This is a genomic window from Bhargavaea massiliensis (genome assembly GCF_050480245.1).
Classification (GTDB): Bacteria; Bacillota; Bacilli; order Bacillales; family Anoxybacillaceae; genus Anoxybacillus.
In genome coordinates this window covers 19,718-43,109 of the sequence record NZ_JBCNEQ010000023.1, presented here as the reverse complement: position 1 = coordinate 43,109, position 23,392 = coordinate 19,718, and the positions used below count along the sequence as shown (strand labels likewise).

Below are 23,392 nucleotides of genomic sequence, written 5' to 3'. Positions count from 1 at the left end.
ATTTTATCATCGGCTTTAACAGAAGGACCGCTTTTTGTTATTTTTTTTGCCATGGGTGTTATGTTTATATGGATAAAGTTCAGAAAAGAACGTATACGATTCTTTTTTTTATCATCTTTCTTTCTTTATATATGTTTATTAATTAAATATACACAATTCCCTATCACCTTGTTTCTTGGCAATTCCTTTAAGCAAAACATAGATGAAATAATAAATGTGGTACCTTTTATTAACCTACATCGCTCACCTATCAATTATATACTGAATATTTTTATGACCGTTCCTTTTGGGATCATATTTCCTTTTATAAAAAAAGTAAACTCCAAAGAAAAGATCCTTTGGAGTTTACTTGTTCCTCTTGTCATTGAAGGGTTACAGCTAATTCAATTTATTCTAACATCATATTCCGAACGAATTGTAGATATTAATGACATTTTAATGAATACATTCGGTATTTGGATCGGTTACTATTTATATCGTGTACTTGTTTTGTTTGTAGAAAATTACTCTAAGATTAATAAAGACATAAAAAGGAGTTCACTCGTCAACTTTATTATTCATCATAATAAACGATAAACAAAACTACCTAAAGATAAAAAAGTATTGCCCTTGTTTCCTACAGTGAATATGTTACAACCAAAAAAGAGGACAAAACACACGACACTGGTGGGAATTGGAGCTAGACAGTGAGCCTCCTTATCGTAAAATTTTATACTTTCCTTCCCCATTGAAAAATCCCTGTCTCACCGACAGGGATTGATCTTTATTTCACCCAACCGAGAAGCATTTCGCGCACGAGTTTGCTTGCTGTGTTGGCTGTTTGTTCAGAATGGTCATACACAGGTGCAACTTCAACTAAATCTGCTCCGACAACGCGCACATCTGAACGAGCGATGGCGTGAATGGCAGCTAATAGCTCTTTTGACGTAATGCCGCCCGCATCGACTGTTCCTGTTCCTGGCGCATGCGCTGGATCTAATACATCAATGTCGATTGTGACATATACCGGACGGCCTGCAAGCGTCGGAAGCACTTCTTTTAACGGCTCAAGCACGTCAAATTTCGCAATATACATGCCATTTTCTTTTGCCCACTCAAATTCTTCTTTCATTCCAGAACGAATGCCGAAAGAATATACGTTTTTCGGTCCGATAAGTTCAGCAATTTTGCGAATTGGCGTGGAATGCGACAACGGCTCGCCTTCGTAATGCTCACGCAAATCCGTATGAGCATCCATATGAATAATCGCTAAGTCTGGATATTTCTTATATACCGCTTTCATGACCGGCCAAGACACTAAATGCTCGCCGCCAAGACCAAGTGGAAATTTTCCTGCTTCCAATATACGATCGACAAACTGTTCAATCATGTCTAAACTGCGCTGAGCATTACCAAACGGTAAAGGAATATCACCCGCATCAAAATATTTCACTTCATCGAGCTCGCGATCTAAATATGGACTGTATTCTTCCAGTCCGATCGACACTTCGCGAATGCGCGCTGGACCGAAGCGAGAGCCCGGACGGTAGCTAACTGTCCAGTCCATTGGCATCCCGTAAATGACCGCTTGGCTTTCTTCAAAGTTTGGATGGCTTTTAATAAATACGTTGCCAGAATACGCTTCATCGAATCGCATCGTTTTCTCCCCTTACTTCACTAAGTCTTCAACAAATTTCGGCAATACGAAGCATGCTTTATGAAGCTGTTTTGTATAATATTTCGTTTCAATGTCATGGAAGCGCTCATCGCTCACTTCAAGCGGATCATATTTTTTCGAACCGAGTGTAAACGTCCACATGCCGCTCGGATACGTTGGGATGTTTGCGATATATAGACGTGTAATTGGGAAAATTTCGCGCACGTCGCGTTGCACGTTGCGAATTAAGTCCGCTTTAAACCATGGATTATCTGTTTGTGCGACAAAAATGCCGTCTTCTTTTAACGCTTTCGCAATGCCCGCATAAAACCCTTTTGTAAATAAATTGACTGCTGGACCAACAGGCTCTGTCGAGTCAACCATAATGACGTCGTATTCGTTTTCGCTTTGCGCAATATGCATGAAACCGTCATCCACTTTGACTTCTACACGCGGATCGTCTAGTTGACCGGCGATTTCTGGCAAATATTTTTTCGAATACTCGATCACTTTTCCGTCAATTTCAACAAGCGTCGCTTTTTTCACGCTCGGATGCTTTAACACTTCGCGAATAACACCGCCGTCTCCACCGCCAACAACAAGAACGTTTTCTGGATTTGGATGCGTAAATAGCGGAACGTGCGCAACCATTTCATGATAGACGAACTCATCTTTTTGCGTCGTCATAACCATGCCGTCTAAAATAAGCATGTTTCCGAATTCTTCTGTTTCGACCATATCGAGCTTTTGGAATTCCGTTTGCTCTGTATGTAAAGTGCGTTTAATTCGTGCTGTAATCCCAAAGTTGTCCGTCTGTTTTTCAGTGAACCAAAGTTCCATATTGAACACCCTTTCGTCAATAATGCACCGCTTATCATGCCCAAAAATAAAATGCTAAACATGAAAAAGTATAGAGCAATCTAGCAAAATTTCAAGTAAAAATTGCTAGAAAACGTTTAAAAAAATAAAAATGTTTTCATACTAATTTTAAACGTAAAAAATGAGGTGATGGCTATGGAGACAATTGCCATCGAACGATGGAAACGAACATTTAAATATATGCGTCTATTCCTTTGGCTTGCTTTTGTTGCTAGCCTTTTATGCACCATAATAATCGCAGGGCTTATTATATTTGCGAAATGGAAAGGTCCTCCCCCTTTAGCCGTTCCGCAATCAACGATTTTTTATGCAGAAGACGGAACGAAAATTGGTGAAAATCATTACGGCGGGAAACGATATTGGATTAAATTATCCGATATGTCCCAACATGCCATTGATGCAACGATTGCAGTGGAAGATCGGAAATTTTTTGATCATTATGGTTTCGATTTGAAACGCATCGCCGGAGCGATCGTTGCAGATATAAAAGCGATGGCAAAAGTTCAAGGGGCAAGCACAATTACCCAACAATATGCGCGCAACTTATTTTTAAGCTATGAGAAAACATGGTGGCGAAAAATACAAGAAGCGCTATATACGATTCAACTCGAAGTGAACTATGACAAAGAAGACATTTTAGAAGGGTATTTAAACACGATTTATTACGGACATGGCGTATACGGAATTGAAGCAGCCGCAAACTTTTATTTTGGGAAGTCCGCTCGTGAGTTGACAGTGGCAGAAGCAGCGATGCTTGCAGGCATTCCGAAAGGACCGAATTACTACTCCCCGCTTGTCAATCTAGAGCGAGCAAAAAAGCGACAACGCATCGTTTTACATTCGATGGTGGAAGCGAATTTTTTATCAAAAGAAGAAGCAAAACAAGCGGCAAACGAACCGCTTCATTTTTCAAACGGACAACAAATGAAAACAAAGACGATCGCTCCATATTTTCAAGATGCGGTCAAACATATGTTAAAAACGGTGCTCGGACTCGATGAAGAAACGACTGAAATGGGCGGGTTACGCGTATACACAACGCTCGATGTCAACATGCAAGCAATCGCAGAAGAAAAAATAAAAGAAACGATTCATTCGCAATCAAACATTCAAGTAGCGCTTATTGCGATGGAGCCAAAGACAGGAGAAGTCAAAGCGCTTGTCGGAGGACGCGACTATGAAAAAAGCCCGTTCAATCGCGTGACACAAGCGGAACGTCAACCTGGCTCAACGTTTAAACCGTTTTTATATTATGTGGCGCTCCAAAACGGATTTACACCGTCAACACAATTGCGCAGTGAGGCAACGACGTTTACGCTTGACGACGGTTCGACGTATACGCCGCGCAACTTTAACAACTATTACGCAAACGATACGATTACACTCGCCCAAGCGATTGCTCTTTCGGATAACGTCTATGCCGTAAAAACGCATTTGTTGCTTGGACAGGACAAGCTTGTGGCAATTGCGAAACAACTCGGCATTACAAGTAAACTGAAACAAGTGCCGTCGCTTGCTCTCGGGACGTCGCCCGTTAAAGTCATTGATATGGCGCGCGCCTACAGCATCATCGCCAATGGCGGAAAAAAGGTCGAGCCTGTGTTCATTAAAAAAGTGACAAATTACGAAGGAAAAGTTCTATATGAACAACGGTCAAATGATGAACAAATACTCGATCCGATGCTTTCTTTTGTGACGACACATTTAATGACTGGCATGTTTGATCCAACGTTAAATGACTATGCTTCGGTGACAGGGCAATCGATTATTTCACGCATGACCCGCCCGTATGCCGGAAAATCAGGAACGACGAAAACAGATAGTTGGATGATTGGCTATACTCCTCAACTCGTTACGGCAGTTTGGACAGGATATGATCGCGACGAAACGATCGATCGGACAGATGAAAAACAGTATGCTAAACATATTTGGATCAATTTTATGGAAGATAGTTTGCGCGGAAAAAAAGTTGCAACATTCGAGCCGCCAGAAGGAGTGATTGGCGTATATGTCGATCCCCATAGCGGCCAGCTTGCCACAACAACTTGTCCGACGAAACGGTTAACTTACTATGTCGTCGGCACAGAACCAACCGACTACTGCAAAGATCATCCAGCGGAAAAGAAAAAGAAGAAAAAGAAAAAAGAGGGAGACTCTTGGTTTGAACGGCTGTTTGATTGGTTTTAAACATAAACGCCCAAGCTCATATGCTTGGGCGTTTATGTTTCCTAGTTTTATCATGTGTTACATTCGCACCTTTAGTTTACTCCTTTTCCCACTCAGCGACAAGTATGGACGGGTTTTCGTTCACAAAACCGTCACATTTTATCCATGATTTCGAAGCTGGCGTTTCAATTCTTCGCTCGAACGCTCCCACATGTCACGATTATGTTGTTGTAAAAATGAAGCTAATACTTCTTTTGATCGCTCATCCATATGATCAACGATAATATGGCGTTTTAACGATTTATCCATGCGATTGACGTGCTCAGGAAGCAATTTATACCCGCGACGCGCTTCACGATCGACCGTCATTTCACATGCCGTCACCCCTGCATAATACGGTCCTTCTTCCGCATGATCAATCGTCACCCAGACGAGCCAATACGGCTTGCCGTTTGGCACTTCATCACGATTTGGCGTAAATTTAATGCCTTTTTCTACGACGCTGCGCGCATGCATCGCCCCCATATCAATAAACGCTTCGCCTGCTTCGACGTCGATGATGATCGGAGAAACGTTTGATAAACTGAGCACCCCCGTTCCAAACGTTCCGTGCACTTTTGGCTCCTTTTTGATAATGTTAAACATCGGCTTTTTTTTCTCTTCCATGATCGATCATCCTTTCCTTACAAAATAAGCGTTGAAAATATGCCTTGCAACCATTGGGCAACCGCTGGAATAGCGACATGAAAAATCGGTTGAATCGTATATTGGTCTAATGGCGTAAAAATAAGAATTAAAAAAATAAGCGCTCCATAATTTTCAAATTGCGTCATTTTCGCACGCACGTGCGTCGGCGCTAAATCTTCAATGATGCGATACCCATCAAGCGGAGGGAACGGAAGCAAGTTAAAGACAAATAATAAAATATTAAGTCCGATATAAATTTCAAAAAACTGATACAATCCGTCTTGAAACCATATCGGAATAAAGTCAAATATACCGATGCGAATCATCGCATACCATAAAGCGAAACCAATGGCCGCAAGCAACAAATTGCTGAGCGGACCTGCCACAGAAACGAGAATGCCCGCTAAACGTGGGTGACGAAAATAGCCGCGATTCACCGGCACCGGACGCGCCCAACCGAACCCAGCGATAAAAATAAGCAATGTCCCTAGTATGTCTAAATGAGCGAGCGGCGACAACGTTAGTCTCCCTTGTTGTTTTGCCGTCGGATCACCAAATTTATACGCCACGTATGCGTGCGCAAATTCATGAACAGAAAACGCAAGCGCAAGCGCCAACACAACATACGGTATTTCCCGAAGCGGATATGCTAAAAATTGGTCCACGTTTCTTCCCCTTTTCAAACTTTTTTCATTTTTTGATTATTATACACGAAAAACAAGACGAAACACTACTGATAACAGTCGATGAATGGTATAATAACGATTGTCGAACAAAAAAGAAAGGGGCGATCGCGATGCCATATGTGACAGTAAAAATGCTAGAAGGTCGCACAGAAGAACAAAAACGAGCGCTCGTTGAAAAAGTAACAGAAGCCGTTGCGGAAACGACAGGTGCACCGAAAGAAAAAATTGTCGTCTTTATTGAAGAAATGTCGAAAAATCATTATGCGATTGGCGGAAAGCGATTAAGCGACGAAAGCTGACCATCGGGGGGTCAGCTTTTTATGTACGTCTGCTCACGTAACTGTTCGATGTAACGATACGCTTCTCCAATTTCTTCTTCTGTGTATCGCTGCTTGCTTTTTAATGTAAATACTTTTTCTTTCACTTCATCTTTACTTAAGTCTTCAAAATATAAAATCGTAGAAACAAGCTCTAAAAATCTTGCACTTTGTTCATTTAAGCTGCGCAAGCAAACATCTAAACCAGGCATGTCCAAATGGTAATGCGTTAAAAACTGCTCGCCTGCTTCCGTCAACGCATAACGATATTGATAATATCCGCCTTTTTTCTCTTTCATTTCTTGCAAAAATCCGACGTTACATAACTCTTCAATGCGCAACGTCAGCTCTTCTGAATACGGACCGTAAAAATGAAAATCGAACTTTTCATAAAAAGGAAATTTCATTTTTTTCGCAATGTAAATCATTTTTTGCAGCTTTTTTCGCCCTACAATCTCCCCGACTGCCGCCAACGCTTTCATTATTTTCGCATGCTCAAAAAGCAATGTCCCCATCTCCTATTCATATAAAAGTTGCTTAATTTTTTTCTTTATATTTCGTTTTGTCGATAAATCATCGAGAAAATCTTGCGGAAAATATAATTTATGATCGGTGCGGCGCTTCCCGGAGATCGCATCAACGATCGTCGATTCCCGCGATAATTCGCGCAACTCCCCGTTCGGCATTAATAAATAAATCGGAAGCCTCTCCTCTTCTTCACCAGGACGATAAAAGTCGTACGGAAGATCGGATGAAGAGTCAACGACTAAATAATAATCCGGATCGATGCCTGCCTTCTTAAACAACGTCGTCAATTCCACTAGCTTTTTCATTTCCTCGTTCGTCGGTTGAAATTCGACGTATTTAAATAAATTGCGATTCATAAAACGACGGCATAAATCGCTTAAAATCGAATCTCGTTCATCTTGCCATTGTTGAAAATAGTATAATGTCACCGCTTCATCTAATTTTAAATAGTCTTCTAGTTGCACGTTTCCATGAAAAAGAGATTGGAAATGGACAGGAGGTGTTTGAAATGTATAACCGGCTAAATATAAATGTTTCGCACGGTGCAAAATTTTCGTCAAAATCACTTCAGCGCTGCGCGTGACAGGATGGAAATATACTTGCCAATACATTTGATATCGGCTCATAATATAGTCTTCTACCGCATGCATGCCGCTTCGCTTAATAACGACTTGTTCTTCGCGCGGACGCATCACACGCAAAATGCGCTCCATATCAAAATGTCCGTAACTGACACCTGTATAGTAAGCATCGCGCAATAAATAGTCCATGCGATCGGCGTCAATTTGACTTGAAATAAGGCTAACGACGAGCTTATTTTCGTACGTCTTCGCAATGACTTCCGCAACCTTTTTCGGAAAGTTTAATGATACACGACGAAGCACCGCATTCACTTCCGTATCGCCTAAAATAATTGCGCGCGTAAACTGTTCATGATCAAGATGAAACACTTTTTCAAATGAATGCGAAAACGGCCCATGCCCTAAATCGTGTAAGAGCGCAGCGCATAAACAAAGCAAGCGCTCGTTTTCATCCCAATCCGGTCGGCCGGCGAACACATCGTCAACGATGCGACGAACAATTTCATATACACCAAGCGAATGATTAAAGCGACTATGCTCCGCACCGTGAAACGTCAAATACGTCGTACCGAGCTGTTTAATGCGACGCAGCCGTTGGAATTCTTTTGTGCCAATTAAATCCCAAATGACTTTATCTCGCACATGCACATACCGATGCACCGGATCTTTAAACACTTTCTCTTCGCTCAATTTTTCGTTGGGATACAACCTTCTCCCCCTCTTCCGTTCATAACATAGCTTTATTATAGAGCGTTCTTTGTAAAAAACAAAGCGTTCCTTTTTCCTGAAATAAAGAAAAAAATCACCTTCTAACACAAAGGCGATTTTTTATTTTTTTAACTTCGCAGCAATTTTTTCAATTAATTCATCTTCCGTCATCGCTGATACAGGGCGATTGTTGACGAACGCAAACACTTTTTTTCGACCAGGACCGCAATACGATTGGCAGCCAATTTCAATAGTCGCATTCGGATCTAATTTTTTTAACCTTGGCAACAACGTTTTTAAGTTTGTTGCTTGGCAATCGTCGCAGACACGAAATTCATTTTGCATACCGTCCTCACTCCTTTTCGCTAACGAGTATTCTAACGCTTATATGCGAACAATGCAAGCTACATCTATTTCCTTTGAAAAATAGTATATCTTTCTTGTTTTTTGGTGATTATGAAAATAAAAGAATGCGAAAGGGGTTTTTTCCATGACAAAAAAACGGCAAGATGCTTGGACTGAAGAAGAAGATTTATTGTTAGCCGAAACGGTGCTGCGCCACGTGCGCGAAGGGAGCACGCAATTGAATGCATTTGAAGAAGTGGGCGATAAATTAAACCGCACATCAGCCGCATGCGGATTTCGTTGGAATGCGGTCGTTCGCCAACAATACGAAGAGTCGCTACAAATGGCGAAAAAGTTTCGTAAACAACGGCAACGCGCACTCGGAAATAAACATGCGTTGCGAAAGCGGCCGCTTTATACACCTCCCGTACCTTCGCTTGAAGAATTAGGGATGGAACCGTTAGAAGTGCAAACAAATGAATATGAGCATGTCGAAACAAGTCACTTAACGCTTGACCATGTCATTGCTTTTTTACACTCTTTAAAGCAATCGTACATCGGTCAAGAAACAGCATTAGTGGAAAATAAGCAGCTAAAGCTGGAGCTCGAGCAATTACAACAACAATATAAACAACTAGAAAAACAATTTACAAAACTACAAAAAGAAAATGAAGAATTGCGCGGAGATTACGAAACGATGGCGCGAATCATTAATCGGGCAAGACAAATCGAAATTTCAGAAGATGAGTTTAAGGCACCTATTTTCAAAATGGATCGCAACGGAAATTTAGAAAAAATCGAAAAAATTGCCGAGTAAAAAAGCTGTCACACCGGACAGCTTTTTTATTTCGGCAACATCGTTTCATTTCGGTCGATCATACGCTGAAAGTACATATAGTATCGCTCCCATTCTGCTTGAGTAAGCGATGATGGCGCAAGCGTACTTCCAAACGATTGAAGCGTTTCATATAGGCGGATGATAAGCGTTGAAACGGTCATTTCTTTGCCGAGCAATTCACTTAACGATGCCATCGTATGCGGAATGATCGTCGGATACGTAAACTTCGTTTGCACCCCAGCAAGCGAGCGCTCATAAAACTCACGAATCCATTGTGCTCTTTCGGCACCGCTTCCGTTTGCACATATATACACTTGCACCGCAACGCCGCCTCGAATGCGCCGCTGTGAAATGCCCGCAAACTTTCTTCCGTCAATACTTAAATCAAAACTTCCCGGACAATACGAACCGACGACTTCCCCTATTTGCACATACGCTTCTGGCAACATACGCGCAATGAGTGTCGCCATCGCCTCATATCCTCGATCAATATCAATTCCTTTTTTTGTATCCGGAAAAATAAGTGAAACGTTCAAAACCCCTTCATCTAATACGACCGCCAACCCACCAGAATTGCGAACGATCGTATGCCAACCTTGTTCATGTAAGTAGGCGAGTCCTTTTTCAATGTACGGCAGTTTCGTATCTTGAATGCCAAGCACAACCGTGTGATGGTGCACCCATAAGCGAACAATCGGATGCGACTGACCGTTACCAACTGATTCGCAAAGCGCATCATCAAACGCAAATGACTGTTTCGCATCAAACGATGGCCCGAGGCTCGAATGATCGATAATTCGCCACGTTTGTTGTCGCAACAATTCGCTCATTATTCCATCGCCGCAAGTGCCTGCGCTGCTGTGATAAGTGATAATTTGTATACATCTTCGGCGTTACATCCGCGCGATAAGTCGTTCACCGGTTGATTTAACCCTTGTAAAATTGGGCCGACCGCTTCAAAGTTGCCGAGGCGTTGGGCAATTTTATATCCGATATTTCCGGCTTCTAAGCTTGGGAAAATAAAGACGTTCGCATCGCCTTGAATGACGGAGTCTGGCGCTTTCTTTTTCGCCACAGACGGCACAAAAGCCGCATCAAATTGAAACTCGCCGTCGAGCGTTAGCTCTGGTGCCATTTCTTTTGCGATGCGCACCGCTTCGATCACCTTTTCTGTTTCTGGCGATTTCGCCGACCCTTTCGTTGAGAAGCTAAGCATCGCTACGCGCGGCTCAATATCAAACATTTTCGCTGTTTGCGCGCTTTCGATAGCAATTTCCGCTAAATCTTGGCTATCTGGAGCGATGTTAATGGCGCAATCGGCAAATACATATTTTTCATCGCCACGCACCATAATGAACACGCCCGACGTTTTGCGAATGCCTGGTTTTGTTTTAATAATTTGTAACGCAGGGCGAACCGTATCCGCTGTTGAATGTGCGGCACCGCTCACAAGCCCGTGCGCTTTGCCCATATACACAAGCATCGTACCGAAGTAATTTTCATCAAGCAAAATATTGCGCGCATCCTCTTCCGTCACTTTTCCTTTTCGGCGTTCAATAAAAGCGGCAACCATTTCATCCATTCCTTCATACGTATGCGGATTGATGATCTCTACTTTCTCATCAAGTGTGAAACCAAGTTCTTTTGCTTTTTGAACGACAGCTTCTTGGTCGCCGATGACAATCGGATGTAATACATTTTCTTCCGCTAGACGTCCGACAGCTGTTAAAATACGTTCATCTAGTCCTTCTGGAAACACGATCGTTACATTTTTTCCTGCCACCTTCTGTTTTAAGGCTACAAATAAATCGTTCACGAAATGTTCCTCCTTAGTTTAAAAAAATTCGTCTACCTATTAGGATACTCTTATTAAGACGAAAAGCAATGAATTACGTCATAAACAAAAATAGTCTTTTTTTTTTAATAATTCTGTTTTTTATGTGCAGATCAACAACATATGTCAGCCATCTTTGCTTCATCGCTTTTCTCATAAAAATGATTAAAATAGTGCGTTTGGCACAAACAAAACACATATGATAAAATTTGAATAGTACATAACAAAAGGAGTGTTGAATATGAGCGAAGCCGCACAAACGTTAGATGGTTGGTATTGTCTGCATGATTTCCGCACGATTGATTGGACGGCTTGGAAAACGCTAGCAAACGATGAGCGCCAAGAGGCGATTCAAGAGTTTTTAACATTAGTGGAAAAATGGGAAAAAACAGAAGCTGCAAATGAAGGTAGCCATGCCATTTACACGATTATGGGACAAAAAGCAGACATCATGTTTATGCTTTTACGCCCAACAATGGAAGAGCTTCATGAAATTGAAACAGCGATCAATAAAACAAAATTAGCTGAATATCTCGTGCCAGCCTACTCGTACGTCTCTGTCGTTGAGCTAAGCAACTACTTGCCAGCAGAAGCAGGCGATCCGTATGAAAATCCAGAAATTCGCCGCCGTTTATATCCGATTTTGCCAAAAACAAATCACGTTTGTTTTTATCCGATGGACAAGCGTCGCCAAGGAAACGATAACTGGTATATGCTTCCGATGGAAGAACGTCGCAATTTAATGCGCGCACACGGCATGACAGGACGAAAATATGCTGGAAAAGTCGTACAAATTATTACAGGTTCTGTCGGCTTTGACGACTATGAATGGGGAGTCACGCTCTTTTCAAATGATGTCCTTCAATTTAAAAAGCTTGTGTATGAAATGCGCTTCGATGAAGTGAGCGCACGATTTGGTGAATTCGGCTCTTTCTTTGTCGGCAACATCTTACCGAAAGAGAAAATAGAACAGTTTTTACACGTGTAGACCTCCGATTTGGAGGTCTTTTTTTATGATGGATCTCATACATATAACAATGACGACTTTCCTCACATTTTCTTATTTTTCATCATAGGTTAATAACGATTTTTCATAAAGCGAGGTGAAGGGATGGCTGTTGTTGCATATACAGAAGAAGAGGTCAAACTGCTTGCGCGTCTCATGCGGGCAGAAGCAGAAGAAGATGGTCAACTCGGCATGTTGATGGTAGGGAATGTCGGGATCAACCGCGTGCGCGCGGACTGCCTAGACTTTAAAGATCTTCGTACGATTCGTCAAATGGTATTTCAAAGCCCAGGCGGATTTGAAGCGGTACAAAAAGGATATTTTTATCAACGCGCGCGCGAAGAAGACATGCGCCTTGCCCGGCGCGTCATTCGCGGTGAGCGGTTTCATCCAGCAACGCATGCGCTTTGGTTTTTCCGACCAGATGGTCCTTGTCCACCACGATGGTTTAATCAATGGAATACCGGTCGCTTCAAATCTCATTGTTTTTACGCGCCAACTCGCTGGGATTGTCCACGCGTATATTAATTTAAGGGAGGGGTTAGTATGAGTGAAGAAAGACAACAAGTTCCTTATTATGCATATCCTTACTACTATCCGTACCAAATGCCAACATATCCATTTGGGTTGCCTACACCAACGTTTACGCCCCAAACGGGAGCGATGCAAACACCAACAACCGCACCGCTATCGGGGATGCTCCCGATTGAAGAGTCGTACATTGAAAACATTTTGCGCCTAAACAAAGGTAAAATCGCAACCGTTTATATGACGTTTGAAAACAATCGTGAATGGAATGCGAAAATTTTCCGCGGCGTCGTTGAAGCAGCTGGACGCGACCATCTTATTTTAAGTGATCCACAAACAGGCATGCGCTATTTATTGCCGATGATTTATCTCGACTATGTGACATTTGATGAAGAAATTAATTATGAATATCCGTTTGCATCGGGTGGTGGATTAAGCACATATGCTCCGCGTTAAAAACGAGGCGTCAAACACGCCTCGTTTTACATTTGTTTTATCGCTATATACGCTAAAAGTAGCCAAGCGATAATAAACGATACGCCACCAAACGGCGTGATCGCTCCAAGTATTTTTACTTGCGTCAAGCTCAGTACATATAAACTGCCTGAAAATAAAACGATTCCCACAAGCATCAACCAACCAGCCGGCATCACATTCGGCCATTTTGTCGCTAACAACGCAACGAGAAATAAACCGATCGTATGGAACATTTGATATTGAACGGCTTTTTGCCATATGTCCATATACCGTTCTGGAATTTTTCCTTCCAACACATGTGCCCCGAACGCACCGAGCGCAACACATAACGCTGCACTAATCGATGCGATCATTGTAAATAGTTTCATATTGTTCCCCCCTAAAAATCAAGTAATGATGGTCCGTTCGCATCGCTATCAATATCTAATCGTTCAGTTGTTGCTGGTTGCGATGTAATGACCGTTTGTGCACTTGGCGATGGTTGTTGTAAAATGACGTCGCACAATGCGCGAACGGCATATATATGTTCACGCACCGCTTGCGGTGATGAAGCATGTTTGGCTTTTGCGATTTCTTCCTCTATCTTTGTTAATACATTTGTCACCGATATGTCCAAAACGTTTTCACTCCCCCACTTCTTTTTCCACTAAAACAATGTTATCTTATACATAGCAACTTTTCAAATTGAAAACGCTTTAAAAAAGGAGTGACAGCAAATGAAACGGACATGGTGGAAAGAAGCTGTCGTCTATCAAGTGTATTGGCGTAGCTTTTTTGACTCAAACGGCGACGGGTATGGCGATTTGGAAGGGCTTATTCAAAAGCTTGATTACATTCGCGACTTAGGGGTCGATGTCATTTGGCTCAATCCGTGCTATGAGTCCCTAGATAAAGATAACGGATACGATATTTCTGATTACTATCGCATCATGGATAAAGCGGGTGATATGGAGACGTTTGACCGCTTGCTTCATGAGGTACATAAACGTGGAATGAAATTAATTATGGACCTTGTCGTGAACCATACATCTGACCAACACCCTTGGTTTATTGAGTCTCGTTCATCAAAAGACAATCCGAAACGCGATTGGTACATATGGCGTGACAAACCGAATAACTGGCGTTCATACTTTACACCGTCCGCATGGGAATACGATGAAAAAACAGGGCAATACTACTTCCATTCCTTTGCGGTTGAACAACCTGATTTAAATTGGGAAAATAAAGAAGTTCGTGAAGAAATTTATAAAATGATGCGCTTTTGGTTAGATAAAGGCATTGACGGGTTCCGTTTAGATGCGATTGCTTTGCTTGCCAAACCAGAAGGGTTTCCTGATGCCGAAAATCCATATGACATTCGCTATTTAACAAACAACCCAGGCGTGCACGATTACTTGCAAGAAATGCATGAAAAAGTGTTAAAGCATTATGATATTTTCACAGTCGGTGAAGTCGCTTTCGTGTCGCCAGAAGAAGGGTTGAAATATGTCGGAGAAGACCGAAACGAGCTACATACCCTTTTCCATTTTGAAGTATGTGACGAAATGCCGACATGGGATCCGATTCGCTTTAAACAAATTCAAAAACGTTGGTATGAAGGGTTGTGGGGGAAAGGATGGAACTCACAATTTTTAAACAACCACGACCACACGCGACAAGTGACGCGCTACGGAAACGATAAACAGTTCCGTGTTGAATCAGCGAAATTGCTCGCTACGCTCGTGCATACGTTGCCTGGAACGCCATACATTTATCAAGGAGAAGAAATCGGCATGACGGGCGTCAAATTTGACTCAATTGATGACTATGACGACATTGCGATGAAAAACAAATATGCGGAAGAAGTCGCGAAAGGTCGCGATCCGAAAGAAGTGCTCGAAGGCTTGCAGCTATTGAGCCGCGATAACTCGCGCACGCCGATGCAATGGGACGATAGTGAACATGCAGGATTTACGACGGGAACACCTTGGCTAAAAGTCAATCCGAATTATAAAGAAATTAACGTGAAACAAGCATTAGCTGATCCGAACTCGGTGTATTATTACTATAAAAAGCTTATTCAATTACGCAAACAAAATCCAGTCATGGTGTACGGCACGTTCCGCGATCTTTCAGAAAATGAGCCGTACATTTACGCCTATACACGCGAGCTCGATGGCGTTCGCTGGCTGATCGTTTTAAATCATTGCGACAGCGACAACGTATATACATTGCCGGAAGAGCTCAGCTCTGCAAGCCGCCATCTCTTGCTCGGCAACTATACAGACGTAAAAGAAGAAGGAACAACGCTTCATATGCGTCCACATGAAGCAAGAATTTATGCATTGCAATAAGTAGCCGATATGGCTGCTTATTTTTTATTTACCGACTGCTCAAACGCATCTAATGCTCGTTTCTCACCGAATACAATGATGACATCTCCAACATAAAATCGCTCCTCTGGCATCGGATTGCCAATAATGTCGTCTTAACGTTGAATGGCAATAATCGTCACACCAAAACGCGTACGGACCGCTTGATCGCGAACAGATGTCTCGACAAATGGGGAATGAGGTTCAATCGTAATTTCTTCAATTGCATATTGTTCTGCATGGTCATGAAAAATCGTATCGACATAATCGACACTCACAGGCTTTAACATCGTCATCGCCATGCGCCGACCACTCAAAAACGCAGGGTTAATAACTTTATCGGCACCAGCACGTCGCAATTTTTCTTCCGATTCCGTTCGTTCGGCACGCGCGACAACTTGAATGTTAGGATTTAGTCCTTTTGCTGTTAAAGAAATAAAGACGTTATCTGCATCAGAAGGCAACGCAGCAACTAATCCCGCTGCACGCTCAATACCTGCGGCAATCAACACATCATCTGCTGTCGCATCTCCTTCAACATACGGAATCGAGTCGTCCATTTCTTCAAGCCAGCCCACATTCCGTTCGACGACAACGACAGGCGTTCCGTTTTTGACAAGCTCGCGCACGCGACGATAGAGCGCGACGAACTCATCCGTTCCCCTTATTTTCTTTTTTTACAAACTTCATGCAAGGCGCGCCAGATGATTGCTTAACGACAATAGACGGCAACGCGACGCTTTTAAAACCGAACGCACGACAACCGCGCGGCAGCTGCGGATCCCACGTGACGTAAAAATGTTTGCATGCATAACAGTTTATTCGTGTATCAAATGTTTTCGATTTGCCAGTCAATTGTCTCTCTCCCTGTTCGTTGTAAAAACGCGTTCGTTTTCGAAAACGGGCGGCTACCGAAAAAGCCTCGCGCGGCGGAAAACGGACTTGGATGCGGGGCTTCAATAAGATAATGATGTTCATTTGTAATGAGCGCTTTTTTCGCTTGGGCATGACGCCCCCATAAAATAAAGACGACCGGCTCCGTCTTTTCATTCACAAGTTCAATGATGCGATCCGTAAAATGTTCCCATCCTTTTCCTTTGTGCGAGTTTGCTTCCCCTTGCCGTACCGTTAATACCGTATTTAACAATAGCACCCCTTGCTTCGCCCATTTTAATAAATAACCGTTGTTTGGAATATAACACCCGAGGTCATCGTGTAGCTCTTTAAAAATATTTAATAGTGACGGAGGCAAAGCGACGCCCGGTTTTACAGAAAAACTTAATCCGTGCGCTTGATTAGGCCCGTGATATGGGTCTTGTCCTAAAATGACAACTTTCACATCGGCATATGGCGTGTAATGAAGAGCGTTGAAAATATCGTGCATATCGGGATAAATCGTTTTCGTTCGATATTCTTCTTTTAAAAACTGACGCAACTTCAAATAATACGGCTTTTGAAATTCCTCTTCTAATAGAGGCGCCCAATCATTTTTCAATATGCTCATCGTTTCACTCCTTCCTAACATAAAGGCTACCCTACTACATAGGATAGCCTGTTTTCGTCTAAAACTGAATTTTTTCTTCTAAAAAGTCTTTTAATTGTGGGATTGGAATGCGTGTTTGTTCCATCGTGTCGCGATCGCGCACAGTTACCATTTGATCTTGTTCTGAGTCGAAATCATACGTAATACAGAATGGTGTTCCGATTTCATCTTGCCGGCGATAACGTTTACCGATTGATCCAGACTCATCGTAATCAACCATAAAGTGTTGTGAAAGTTGTTCAAAGATCGCACGTGCACCTTCTGATAACTTTTTCGATAACGGTAATACCGCTGCCTTATATGGCGCCAATGCCGGGTGAAGATGCATCACCGTACGCGTTGTGCCGTCTGCAAGTTGCTCTTCTTCGTACGCATCAATCATAAATGCGAGCGTCACGCGATCTGCGCCGAGTGAAGGCTCAATGCAATACGGAATGAAACGTTCATTCGTTTCTTGATCAAGGTAGTGGAAATCTTCTCCTGAATATTCCATATGACGGCGTAAATCGTAATCCGTACGTGATGCAATGCCCCATAGCTCACCCCAGCCGAATGGGAATTTATATTCAATATCTGTTGTCGCGTTGCTGTAGTGAGATAGTTCGTCTTCGGAATGATCGCGCAAACGAATGTTTTCACGCTTCATGCCAAGCGATAAAAGCCATTGTTCGCAATATTGTTTCCAATAATCAAACCACTGCAATTCTTCTCCTGGCTTGCAGAAAAACTCAAGTTCCATTTGTTCAAATTCGCGTGTGCGGAACGTAAAGTTTCCTGGTGTAATTTCGTTGCGAAAACTTTTTCCGATTTGCGCAATACCAAACGGCAATTTTTTACGCATCGTCCGTTGCACGTTTTTGAAGTTGACAAAAATGCCTTGCGCCGTTTCAGGACGAAGATAAATTTCGTTTGCGCTCGACTCCGTCACACCTTGGAACGTTTTAAACATTAAATTAAATTGACGAATGTTCGTAAAATCCCGACTGCCGCAATCTGGACAAGCGATGTTGTGCTCTTGGATAAGCTGTTCCATTTTTTCAAATGGAAGCCCATCGACAACCATTTCAATGCCTTTCGCTTCAAGCGCGCTTTCAATTAACTTATCCGCCCGATGGCGCGCTTTACATTGTTTGCAGTCAATCATCGGATCGTTAAAGTTTCCTAAATGACCTGACGCTTCCCACGTGCGTGGGTTCATTAAAATCGCGGCATCTAAACCAACGTTATATGGCGATTGTTGAACGAACTTTTTCCACCATGCGCGTTTAATGTTGTTTTTTAATTCTGTCCCTAACGGACCGTAATCCCACGTATTTGCTAATCCGCCGTAAATTTCTGAGCCTGGAAAAACAAAACCGCGATGCTTCGCATGTGCTACAATTTGATCCATCGTTACCGACATCTTTCATCCTCCTTTTATTTAATAAAATATAAAACAAAAAACGCTCTCATCCTTAGGCCTTTCGCCTAGGGACGAGAGCGTAACTCCCGCGGTTCCACCCTAGTTGATGCGTAACGCATCCACTTTTGCGTGAAGCAACTCCAGACTGCCGTTTCGCTAAGCGTCTTTGCTAGGCTTCCACCGCCCCTAGCTCGCTATAAAAGAACAACCTTAGCTACTATCCATCTTTCATCGTTGCACCTGTATTTCGTTTGGTTGATATTGTATCAAACGACAATATGAGCGTCAAGGGGAGGAGAAAACAAAACTCGCTTTACCATCATAAGTAAAGCGAGTTTCAAAAAGTGAGTTAAAGGGCATTCATATTAATTTCGAATTAAGTAGTCAAACGCTCCTAAAGAAGCAGTTGCGCCTGAGCCCATAGAAATGATAATCTGTTTATATGCGCTATCTGTACAATCGCCAGCAGCGAAGACGCCAGGAACGTTTGTTGCACCGCGTTTATCGACGATAATTTCACCGAAGCGATTGCGCTCTACCGTTCCTTCTAACCATTCTGTATTCGGTACAAGCCCGATTTGCACGAATACACCTTGAAGTTCAATATGGTGCTCTTCGCCTGTTGCGCGATCAATATATGTGAGGCCGTTCACTTTATCTGTGCCTGTAATTTCTTTTGTTTGCGCATTTTTAATGACTGTTACGTTCGGTAAGCTGTACAAACGATCTTGCAATACAGCGTCCGCTTTTAATTCTGGCGCAAACTCAAGAACGGTCACATGCTTAGCAATTCCCGCTAGATCAATTGCCGCTTCGACCCCAGAGTTACCACCGCCAATGACCGCGACATGCTTTCCTTCGAACAACGGGCCGTCGCAATGCGGGCAGTAAGCAACCCCTTTATTTTTGAACTCCGCTTCGCCAGGGACGCCGAGATTGCGCCAACGCGCACCTGTCGCGATAATGACCGCTTTACTCTTTAAAACGGCGCCGTTTTCAAGTTCAACTTCAATGAGGTCTTTCTTTTCCAACCGCTTTGCACGCTGCAAGTTCATAATGTCAACATTGTAATGTTTCACATGGTCTTCAAGGCTTGCCGCGAGCTTTGGACCTTCTGTATATTTGACGCTAATAAAGTTTTCAATGCCTAGTGTATCTAAAATTTGACCGCCAAAACGTTCAGCGACAATTCCCGTGCGAATGCCTTTACGCGCAGCATAAATGGCTGCTGTTGCACCGGCAGGTCCGCCACCGATGACAAGCACGTCGAACGGGTCTTTGTTTGCGAACGTTGAAGCATCTGGCGTGCTTCCTAACTTCGCGAGAATTTCTTCAAGCGACATCCGACCGCTTGCGAACGGTTCGCCATTTAAAAAGACAGTTGGCACCGCCATAATGTCTTTTTGTTCGACTTCTTCTTTAAATGCTGCTCCATCAATCATCGTGTGTGAAACATTCGGATTTAGTACGCTCATGACGTTTAATGCTTGAACGACGTCCGGACAGTTATGGCACGTTAAGCTGACGTATGTTTCAAAACGGTACGTTCCTTGTAAACCTTTAATTTGATCAATGACCGCTTGATCGACCTTTGGCGGACGTCCACTCACTTGAAGCAACGCAAGCACAAGGGAAGTAAATTCATGTCCTAAAGGCACTCCTGCGAACACAACGCCTGTGTCTTCGCCAACGCGATTGACGCTAAAGCTTGGCGTTCTCTCTAACGTTGTTTTTTCTACTTTGATTTTCGATGACATTGTTGCAAGCTCATCGACTAAAGCAAGCATATCGCGGGAAACTGAATCGTCTCCCGCGCTCACTTTTAACACAATGTCATTTTCCATCAATTGTAGATATTGGGCGAGCTGTGCTTTAATTTCAGCATCCAATACCATTGACGTAAGCCTCCTTAAATTTTACCTACAAGGTCGAGACTTGGCTTCAATGTTTGCCCACCTTCTTGCCATTTTGCTGGGCATACTTCGCCAGGGTTGTTGCGCACGTATTGTGCAGCTTTAATTTTGTTTACAATTGTGCTTGCGTCGCGACCGATGCCGTCAGCGTTAATTTCAACTGCTTGGATAACGCCGTCTGGATCGATAATGAACGTACCGCGTTGCGCAAGACCTGTTTCTTCATCAAGCACTTCGAACATGCGTGATAATTTTTGTGAAGGGTCGCCGATCATTACGTATTCAATTTTGCTAATAGCTGGCGAATGATCGTGCCATGCTTTATGCGTGAAGTGTGTATCTGTTGAAACAGAGTATACTTCAACACCAAGCTCCTTTAATTTCGGATATTCGTTTTGTAAATCTTCTAATTCTGTTGGGCAAACGAACGTAAAGTCTGCTGGATAGAAGCAAACGACGCTCCATTTTCCTTTTAAGTTTTCTTCTGTTACCTCGATAAATTCACCGTTATGGTACGCCATCGCTTTAAATGGTTGTACTTGTTTTCCTACTAATGGCATTGTAAATCATCCTCCTCGTTGTATTTTTTTTGCATATGCATAGCTTGTCCCAGTCATTCGAAATTTATGACTGAAACAATAATAAAATTATAACAATTATCATTCGGTATAAATTATCATATAGGAATGTTTATTTGTCAAGCAGAAACTACTTAACCTTGTTAGTTTTTCGACACATTTCTTCTTTATTCCTTTTTCTATAAACAAAAAACAGAGCCTTCGCAAAGACCCTGTACATATCCCCTAGCAACGAACGAAATGAGCGAGCCGTGAGCGAAACGGTTCGCCGTTCCATATGATTTCACTTTTTGCTTGCCGTTTTTGTACTTCCGGCTCCGATAAAAGAAGCCAAAAGTTTTTTGTCGGTAAATCGCCAAGCTCATGTTTTTCGCTTAACCGGTCTAAATACATTTGTCTCGTTTCGTTCATTTGTTTAGATAAATGATCGCCTTCGTTTGAAAAAGCATAAAGGACGCTTGCTGTCGGCACGCGTTTGATGCGAAACTTTTTTGCAACACGTAAAAAGAAATCCCAATCCCAATAGTTATGGACGTACGGATCAAAATAGCCAATCGCATCATGAATCGTGCGCCGGTACATGCTGCCTGAAGGGACGTATGTTGAAAACGACCGCATCGCCTGTAAATCGCATTCATACGCAAATAAAAAGCGATCAGTCGGTAAGCGCATCCCGTTTTCAATGCGGTAGTGAAAAATTTCTACATCGCTATATACAAAGTCCGCGTCGTTCATATTCGCAATCATTCGTTCCGTATGACATGGCAATAATAAGTCGTCGTCATCACAAAGCATGATAAAATCTTCTGTTGCTACACGCACACCGATATTCCGCGCTTCAACATGCCCGACGTTTTCTTGCAATTCAATGAGTTCGATCGGGAGCTCAGGATATGCATCAACCGCGGCTTGCACCGATTCCCCCCCATCGTTGACAATAATGACTTGCGTTGGTTTATACGTTTGTTTGCTTAATGATTCTAACAATTCCGCTAACGAAAGTAATCGATTATATGTCGCAATAACTACAGAAACGCCCAAATGAAATATCTCCTTCCAAAAAAAAGAAGATACAATGATACCATTATAGCTTCTTATCGTATGATTATGCGAGTTCTTGCTGCTTTGTCTCTTTCCCGAGGAAAAGAACAGCAAGCACACCGATAAAAATGGCGATGCAAAACATCGCAAAAATCATCGTGATAGACACTTTTTGTGCAACGAAATAACCGACGAGAAGCGGCCCTAAAATGCCACCAATGCGTCCGAATGAAGCTGCCATGCCTGCCCCTGTCGCACGAATAGCCGTTGGGTATTGTTCTGGCGTGTAGGCATAAAGCGCTCCCCATGCACCAAGATTAAAAAATGATAACAGTGCCCCAAATGCCATTAACGCAGTAGCTGACTCAGCATTTCCGAAGAAATAAGCGCTTAACGCTGTCCCAACTAAATAAATAATGAGCACTGCTTTTCTTCCGATGCGTTCAATTAACCATGCCACGCTAAAATAACCTGGCAATTGCGCTAACGTCATAATGAGCACGTATTCGAAGCTTTTAATTAAGCTAAACCCTTTCATTACCATGACGCTTGGCAACCATAAAAACATGCCGTAGTACGAAAAGACGACCGCAAACCATAAAATCCAAAGCATCGTCGTTTGCTTCGCATAAGGTTTTGCCCATACGTCTGCGATATTGCGCCAAACAGAACGACGCTCTGCCGTTTTTACCGCAATAAACTTTTGTGAATCGGGCAAGTTAATACGCAAATAAATGGCGTATAACGCTGGCATAGCACCTAAAATAAGTGCCATTTGCCATCCATACACTGGAATGATAAAAAATGAAATCAATGCGGCTAACAACCAGCCACCTGCCCAAAAGCTTTCTAATAAAACGACAACTTTCCCGCGCTCATGAGCGGGTACGCTTTCTGATACGAGCGTGGAAGCAACCGGAAGTTCACCGCCAAGTCCCATACCGATAAAAAAGCGTAAAATTAAAAATACCGTTAACGTTGTCGCAAAAGCAGATAAGCCGCTTCCGATCGAAAATAATAAAAGCGTAATAATAAATACTTGCTTTCGACCGATACGATCAGCTAACAATCCGAATACAAAAGCACCGACGGCCATACCGATCGAGTTCATGCTCCCAATCCAACCCATTTGCTCGGCTGTTAAATTCCATTCCTTTTGCAAAGCGGCAATAATAAATGAAAGCATTCCTACATCCATTGCGTCAAATAGCCAACCAAGTCCTGCAATCCAAAGCAATTTGTTTTTTGATACATCTTGACTCATGTCACCCCTCCATTGTCAGCTGTCAAATTATCCTCTACACGATTATATTTCCTTTTTTGTTATGTATCAATGCAAAAAGCATCG

General features: G+C 42.7%; 27 protein-coding genes. 8 read left to right on the top strand and 19 right to left on the bottom strand.

Annotated features, from left to right (window positions below):
* Window positions 1–576 carry a VanZ family protein gene (locus ABEV15_RS06225; protein ID WP_498852681.1) on the top strand — a complete coding sequence of 192 codons (576 nt, stop codon included), beginning with the start codon at window positions 1–3 and terminating at the stop codon, window positions 574–576.
* A gap of 187 nt (window positions 577–763) precedes the next feature.
* Here ABEV15_RS06225 and speB read toward each other — a convergent pair whose 3' ends face one another.
* Together speB and speE are read right to left on the bottom strand one after the other, a co-directional pair.
* Window positions 764–1,636, bottom strand: coding sequence for an agmatinase (gene speB, locus ABEV15_RS06220; protein WP_035049330.1), 873 nt, complete (start codon window positions 1,634–1,636; stop codon window positions 764–766).
* A 12-nt stretch (window positions 1,637–1,648) separates the two neighbouring features.
* Window positions 1,649–2,476: a polyamine aminopropyltransferase gene (speE, locus tag ABEV15_RS06215; RefSeq protein WP_429630088.1), complete on the bottom strand. Its 828-nt coding sequence runs from the start codon at window positions 2,474–2,476 to the stop codon at window positions 1,649–1,651.
* 174 nt (window positions 2,477–2,650) lie between these two features.
* Here speE and ABEV15_RS06210 point away from each other — a divergent pair, with 174 nt between their 5' ends.
* Window positions 2,651–4,702, top strand: coding sequence for a transglycosylase domain-containing protein (locus ABEV15_RS06210; protein WP_498852680.1), 2,052 nt, complete (start codon window positions 2,651–2,653; stop codon window positions 4,700–4,702).
* 138 nt (window positions 4,703–4,840) lie between these two features.
* Here ABEV15_RS06210 and ABEV15_RS06205 read toward each other — a convergent pair whose 3' ends face one another.
* Together ABEV15_RS06205 and ABEV15_RS06200 are read right to left on the bottom strand one after the other, a co-directional pair.
* The gene (locus ABEV15_RS06205) at window positions 4,841–5,347 is read right to left on the bottom strand and encodes a YwhD family protein (protein WP_429630084.1); all 507 of its coding nucleotides are present in this window, start codon (window positions 5,345–5,347) and stop codon (window positions 4,841–4,843) included.
* 17 nt (window positions 5,348–5,364) lie between these two features.
* Window positions 5,365–6,033, bottom strand: a complete 669-nt coding sequence (locus tag ABEV15_RS06200) for a site-2 protease family protein (protein WP_498852679.1) — start codon at window positions 6,031–6,033, stop codon at window positions 5,365–5,367.
* A gap of 131 nt (window positions 6,034–6,164) precedes the next feature.
* On the opposite strand from ABEV15_RS06200, the gene thmT reads away from it, so the two are divergent.
* Window positions 6,165–6,353: a 2-hydroxymuconate tautomerase gene (gene thmT / locus ABEV15_RS06195; protein ID WP_003397075.1), complete on the top strand. Its 189-nt coding sequence runs from the start codon at window positions 6,165–6,167 to the stop codon at window positions 6,351–6,353.
* Window positions 6,354–6,364: 11 nt separating this feature from the next.
* Here the strand turns inward: thmT and ABEV15_RS06190 are convergent, their stop codons facing one another.
* The 3 genes from ABEV15_RS06190 to ABEV15_RS06180 form a co-directional block, all read right to left on the bottom strand.
* A complete protein-coding gene (locus ABEV15_RS06190; protein ID WP_429630080.1) occupies window positions 6,365–6,877 on the bottom strand; it encodes a YwgA family protein in 513 nt (170 codons plus the stop codon).
* Between the two features lie 12 nt (window positions 6,878–6,889).
* Window positions 6,890–8,188, bottom strand: coding sequence for an HD domain-containing protein (locus tag ABEV15_RS06185; protein ID WP_429630078.1), 1,299 nt, complete (start codon window positions 8,186–8,188; stop codon window positions 6,890–6,892).
* 120 nt (window positions 8,189–8,308) lie between these two features.
* Window positions 8,309–8,533: a YuzB family protein gene (locus tag ABEV15_RS06180; protein WP_003397078.1), complete on the bottom strand. Its 225-nt coding sequence runs from the start codon at window positions 8,531–8,533 to the stop codon at window positions 8,309–8,311.
* A gap of 145 nt (window positions 8,534–8,678) precedes the next feature.
* Between ABEV15_RS06180 and ABEV15_RS06175 the strand changes: the two genes are divergently transcribed.
* On the top strand, window positions 8,679–9,350 hold the full coding sequence (locus tag ABEV15_RS06175) for an RsfA family transcriptional regulator (protein ID WP_429630075.1): 672 nt from the start codon (window positions 8,679–8,681) through the stop codon (window positions 9,348–9,350).
* A 26-nt stretch (window positions 9,351–9,376) separates the two neighbouring features.
* On the opposite strand, the gene lipL is transcribed toward ABEV15_RS06175, so the two are convergent.
* Together lipL and pta are read right to left on the bottom strand one after the other, a co-directional pair.
* Entirely contained in the window at window positions 9,377–10,201 is an 825-nt protein-coding gene (gene lipL / locus ABEV15_RS06170; protein ID WP_429630073.1) for an octanoyl-[GcvH]:protein N-octanoyltransferase, read from the bottom strand.
* A complete protein-coding gene (gene pta / locus ABEV15_RS06165) occupies window positions 10,201–11,187 on the bottom strand; it encodes a phosphate acetyltransferase (RefSeq protein ID WP_429630071.1) in 987 nt (328 codons plus the stop codon). Before pta ends, lipL begins: the two co-directional genes overlap by 1 nt.
* A 259-nt stretch (window positions 11,188–11,446) precedes the next feature.
* On the opposite strand from pta, the gene hemQ reads away from it, so the two are divergent.
* The 3 genes from hemQ to gerQ all read left to right on the top strand — a co-directional run bounded on the left by hemQ (window position 11,447) and on the right by gerQ (window position 13,195).
* Window positions 11,447–12,193, top strand: coding sequence for a hydrogen peroxide-dependent heme synthase (hemQ, locus tag ABEV15_RS06160; RefSeq protein ID WP_429630069.1), 747 nt, complete (start codon window positions 11,447–11,449; stop codon window positions 12,191–12,193).
* A gap of 123 nt (window positions 12,194–12,316) precedes the next feature.
* Window positions 12,317–12,739, top strand: a complete 423-nt coding sequence (locus ABEV15_RS06155; RefSeq protein ID WP_498852678.1) for a cell wall hydrolase — start codon at window positions 12,317–12,319, stop codon at window positions 12,737–12,739.
* A gap of 18 nt (window positions 12,740–12,757) precedes the next feature.
* Window positions 12,758–13,195 carry a spore coat protein GerQ gene (gene gerQ / locus ABEV15_RS06150; protein ID WP_429630065.1) on the top strand — a complete coding sequence of 146 codons (438 nt, stop codon included), beginning with the start codon at window positions 12,758–12,760 and terminating at the stop codon, window positions 13,193–13,195.
* A 26-nt stretch (window positions 13,196–13,221) separates the two neighbouring features.
* Here gerQ and ABEV15_RS06145 read toward each other — a convergent pair whose 3' ends face one another.
* Both ABEV15_RS06145 and ABEV15_RS06140 read right to left on the bottom strand, forming a co-directional pair.
* Window positions 13,222–13,584 carry a DUF423 domain-containing protein gene (locus ABEV15_RS06145; RefSeq protein ID WP_192952178.1) on the bottom strand — a complete coding sequence of 121 codons (363 nt, stop codon included), beginning with the start codon at window positions 13,582–13,584 and terminating at the stop codon, window positions 13,222–13,224.
* An 11-nt stretch (window positions 13,585–13,595) separates the two neighbouring features.
* Entirely contained in the window at window positions 13,596–13,832 is a 237-nt protein-coding gene (locus tag ABEV15_RS06140) for a YwdI family protein (RefSeq protein WP_192952177.1), read from the bottom strand.
* A gap of 100 nt (window positions 13,833–13,932) precedes the next feature.
* Here ABEV15_RS06140 and ABEV15_RS06135 point away from each other — a divergent pair, with 100 nt between their 5' ends.
* Window positions 13,933–15,549 (top strand): glycoside hydrolase family 13 protein, encoded by a 1,617-nt coding sequence (locus ABEV15_RS06135; protein WP_498852677.1) that lies wholly within the window; start codon window positions 13,933–13,935, stop codon window positions 15,547–15,549.
* Between the two features lie 134 nt (window positions 15,550–15,683).
* On the opposite strand, the gene ABEV15_RS06130 is transcribed toward ABEV15_RS06135, so the two are convergent.
* The 8 genes from ABEV15_RS06130 to ABEV15_RS06095 form a co-directional block, all read right to left on the bottom strand.
* Window positions 15,684–16,196 carry a potassium channel family protein gene (locus tag ABEV15_RS06130; protein WP_498852676.1) on the bottom strand — a complete coding sequence of 171 codons (513 nt, stop codon included), beginning with the start codon at window positions 16,194–16,196 and terminating at the stop codon, window positions 15,684–15,686.
* Window positions 16,197–16,218: 22 nt separating this feature from the next.
* A complete protein-coding gene (locus tag ABEV15_RS06125; RefSeq protein WP_498852675.1) occupies window positions 16,219–16,422 on the bottom strand; it encodes a uracil-DNA glycosylase in 204 nt (67 codons plus the stop codon).
* Window positions 16,397–17,071 (bottom strand): uracil-DNA glycosylase, encoded by a 675-nt coding sequence (locus ABEV15_RS06120; protein ID WP_498852674.1) that lies wholly within the window; start codon window positions 17,069–17,071, stop codon window positions 16,397–16,399. Before ABEV15_RS06120 ends, ABEV15_RS06125 begins: the two co-directional genes overlap by 26 nt.
* 58 nt (window positions 17,072–17,129) lie before the next feature.
* Window positions 17,130–18,512 carry a glycine--tRNA ligase gene (locus tag ABEV15_RS06115; RefSeq protein WP_498852673.1) on the bottom strand — a complete coding sequence of 461 codons (1,383 nt, stop codon included), beginning with the start codon at window positions 18,510–18,512 and terminating at the stop codon, window positions 17,130–17,132.
* Between the two features lie 365 nt (window positions 18,513–18,877).
* Window positions 18,878–20,407: an alkyl hydroperoxide reductase subunit F gene (ahpF, locus tag ABEV15_RS06110; protein WP_498852672.1), complete on the bottom strand. Its 1,530-nt coding sequence runs from the start codon at window positions 20,405–20,407 to the stop codon at window positions 18,878–18,880.
* A gap of 14 nt (window positions 20,408–20,421) precedes the next feature.
* Window positions 20,422–20,985: an alkyl hydroperoxide reductase subunit C gene (gene ahpC / locus ABEV15_RS06105; RefSeq protein ID WP_003397103.1), complete on the bottom strand. Its 564-nt coding sequence runs from the start codon at window positions 20,983–20,985 to the stop codon at window positions 20,422–20,424.
* Between the two features lie 243 nt (window positions 20,986–21,228).
* Window positions 21,229–22,044 (bottom strand): glycosyltransferase family 2 protein, encoded by an 816-nt coding sequence (locus tag ABEV15_RS06100; protein WP_498852671.1) that lies wholly within the window; start codon window positions 22,042–22,044, stop codon window positions 21,229–21,231.
* A gap of 64 nt (window positions 22,045–22,108) precedes the next feature.
* Window positions 22,109–23,308, bottom strand: a complete 1,200-nt coding sequence (locus ABEV15_RS06095) for an MFS transporter (RefSeq protein WP_498852670.1) — start codon at window positions 23,306–23,308, stop codon at window positions 22,109–22,111.
* Window positions 23,309–23,392: the final 84 nt, after the last annotated feature.

Excerpts from the sequence above, each read along its gene's own strand:
- speB (WP_035049330.1), bottom strand. The coding sequence starts at position 1,636 with ATGCGATTCGATGAAGCGTATTCTGGCAACGTATTTATTAAAAGCCAT.
- ABEV15_RS06155 (WP_498852678.1), top strand. The coding sequence starts at position 12,317 with ATGGCTGTTGTTGCATATACAGAAGAAGAGGTCAAACTGCTTGCGCGT.
- lipL (WP_429630073.1), bottom strand. The coding sequence starts at position 10,201 with ATGAGCGAATTGTTGCGACAACAAACGTGGCGAATTATCGATCATTCG.
- ABEV15_RS06120 (WP_498852674.1), bottom strand. The coding sequence starts at position 17,071 with ATGAGCATATTGAAAAATGATTGGGCGCCTCTATTAGAAGAGGAATTT.
- ABEV15_RS06205 (WP_429630084.1), bottom strand. The coding sequence starts at position 5,347 with ATGGAAGAGAAAAAAAAGCCGATGTTTAACATTATCAAAAAGGAGCCA.
- ABEV15_RS06175 (WP_429630075.1), top strand. The coding sequence starts at position 8,679 with ATGACAAAAAAACGGCAAGATGCTTGGACTGAAGAAGAAGATTTATTG.
- ABEV15_RS06095 (WP_498852670.1), bottom strand. The coding sequence starts at position 23,308 with ATGAGTCAAGATGTATCAAAAAACAAATTGCTTTGGATTGCAGGACTT.
- thmT (WP_003397075.1), top strand. The coding sequence starts at position 6,165 with ATGCCATATGTGACAGTAAAAATGCTAGAAGGTCGCACAGAAGAACAA.
- ABEV15_RS06180 (WP_003397078.1), bottom strand. The coding sequence starts at position 8,533 with ATGCAAAATGAATTTCGTGTCTGCGACGATTGCCAAGCAACAAACTTA.
- ABEV15_RS06135 (WP_498852677.1), top strand. The coding sequence starts at position 13,933 with ATGAAACGGACATGGTGGAAAGAAGCTGTCGTCTATCAAGTGTATTGG.
- ABEV15_RS06145 (WP_192952178.1), bottom strand. The coding sequence starts at position 13,584 with ATGAAACTATTTACAATGATCGCATCGATTAGTGCAGCGTTATGTGTT.
- speE (WP_429630088.1), bottom strand. The coding sequence starts at position 2,476 with ATGGAACTTTGGTTCACTGAAAAACAGACGGACAACTTTGGGATTACA.
- ABEV15_RS06115 (WP_498852673.1), bottom strand. The coding sequence starts at position 18,512 with ATGTCGGTAACGATGGATCAAATTGTAGCACATGCGAAGCATCGCGGT.
- ahpF (WP_498852672.1), bottom strand. The coding sequence starts at position 20,407 with ATGGTATTGGATGCTGAAATTAAAGCACAGCTCGCCCAATATCTACAA.
- ahpC (WP_003397103.1), bottom strand. The coding sequence starts at position 20,985 with ATGCCATTAGTAGGAAAACAAGTACAACCATTTAAAGCGATGGCGTAC.
- hemQ (WP_429630069.1), top strand. The coding sequence starts at position 11,447 with ATGAGCGAAGCCGCACAAACGTTAGATGGTTGGTATTGTCTGCATGAT.
- gerQ (WP_429630065.1), top strand. The coding sequence starts at position 12,758 with ATGAGTGAAGAAAGACAACAAGTTCCTTATTATGCATATCCTTACTAC.
- ABEV15_RS06210 (WP_498852680.1), top strand. The coding sequence starts at position 2,651 with ATGGAGACAATTGCCATCGAACGATGGAAACGAACATTTAAATATATG.